General features: G+C 43.9%; 1 protein-coding gene. It reads right to left on the bottom strand.

The window, feature by feature from the left end; translation table 11 throughout:
* Positions 1-96 precede the first annotated feature (96 nt).
* The gene (locus QUA78_RS32445; RefSeq protein WP_333399259.1) at positions 97-1,557 is read right to left on the bottom strand and encodes an SGNH/GDSL hydrolase family protein; all 1,461 of its coding nucleotides are present in this window, start codon (positions 1,555-1,557) and stop codon (positions 97-99) included.
* Positions 1,558-1,833 lie beyond the last annotated feature (276 nt).

Below are 1,833 nucleotides of genomic sequence, written 5' to 3'. Positions count from 1 at the left end.
TTTGTTGCCTCACTATAGATATATCTTTCTTTATCTATCTTAACATAGTTTTGTTTTTTCTCGCCGACCTACTTAGTAAAGGATGCAAGTCCTAATTCATGGTTCAGGAATATAAGGAGGGCGATACACTCGAATTGCCTGAATTGGAACTTTCCCATCTGTTTCGGGGACGATTTCGAGGGTGTGTTTGGAGTTGCTCAAATTCTGAGCCAGTGTTGTAGGGTATTCGCGGCTTGAATCTGCAATTTGTGGCGCAACGTATGAATCAACAAACATCGGCCGCACCTGCCAGGAAATCTCAAAGCCTTTAGGCGTCGGTTTTTTAGAGTATTCATAGGCATTTTGTAGCCACCAGTTTCTCGATTCTATGGCGACGCGGCCCGAGTTTGAGACAAACATTTCGTCGTTTTTACCGCTGCCGTCGTAACCTGTTTTAGAACCTACAACGTCAAATTTAAACTTGCTGGCGTCGCTGTTAATCTCAGTAATTATGGCTTTCCAATCTTCGACGATTAGCGGTTTTTGACTGGATACTTGGAGAATAGCCGGCCAAGCGACGCCAAGACTAAGGCTAGGTCTGGTGATGCTGTAAAGTTCAGGAAATTCTGAGGGTTTTTTGCCGTCGATCGCAATTTTAGCAGAAATTGCCTTGCCGTTGAAGGTTTTATCGGCGATCGCATCTATTCTATTTCCTTCAAATTCTAAAACCAACTTGCCATCTTGCCACTTAACATCGCTGCCAACTGTATAGGTTTTCACTAAATCCTGCGGCGGTTGAAGAGAATTTGGGTTGTATCGCAGGTGCGGTTTTATGAGAGCAGCTAGCAGAAAATTTCCCCAATCGTTGAGGTGAATTTCATCCCTTAATAGCTGTTGTGGCTGCAAGCGATTATCTTTCAAATACCTGCGCCAAGGTTCGCGAATTTCGGCGATTTCGCAGCCGTATTTATCGGCTAACTCAGGCAGCCATTGAGTAGAATGAGTGTTGTGCCATTCGTATCTGTTTATTTGTCCTGGATCGTCGCTGTTGCCTGTCGGCATCCAGTCGATGTGGTCTGAATGCAAGAGTATTTCGCTAGCAGTGCGGTGGCGGATATTGGCAATTATGGCTTCGTAATCTTCACCGCCTCCATAGACGTGAAAAATGAGCAAGTCTGGATAAAAAGGATACAAATCGTGTTCGGTGGGACGGATTAAAATCGGGGCTGAAAATCCTCCGATTGCCCGATTTTCCACAATCAAATCTGCATTGGGAAATCGCTGTTTCAAATCCTTTACTACATCTTTCCACCAATCTTGCTCAGTGATGGATTGACCGTAAAATAGGATACGCACTTGGCGGCGTTCTGTTGGAGTGCTTGTCGCAAGTAGCCCCATCGTCCTTTGAATCCTCGCTCCAAAAGTAGCATTATTTTCAATAGGAGCGGGTGGGGGAAATGGCGTATCAGCCACTATTTTTTTGATGAGCGGAACTAACAGAAAGCTCAGACACAAAAAAAGCAGCCACAAGTAGCGATAACTCTTTGATTTTATGCTATTTCCTTGCTGTTTTGCCATTGTTTTATTTTTCCATTCTTTAAAACCCATTCATAACTAAGCTGTTGGGCATCTAAATTATATTTTTGGGCGGGCGTCCCGCCCACCCCACAAAAACTTCATCAAACTTGACTGTAAAATTTAGATACGCCTCAGCTTACCAACAGTAGCTGTAGGGTGCGCAATGCGCACCTCACGAGAGCTTTCGAGTACTGGACAATCAGGGTAAGCTCATCTAATTTGGTATAAATTGTACTTGACAAAAAGGGCAATATATACGATTTGGCATTAGTGATT

It is taken from the genome of Microcoleus sp. K4-B3, from assembly GCF_036704615.1.
GTDB lineage: Bacteria > Cyanobacteriota > Cyanobacteriia > Cyanobacteriales > Microcoleaceae > Microcoleus.
Note: the sequence above shows the minus strand (reverse complement) of the source record. Positions and strands in the feature narration are given on the sequence as shown.

Bases quoted from the DNA above. Each gene is read 5' to 3' on its own strand.
- QUA78_RS32445 (WP_333399259.1), bottom strand. From the start codon at position 1,557: ATGGCAAAACAGCAAGGAAATAGCATAAAATCAAAGAGTTATCGCTAC.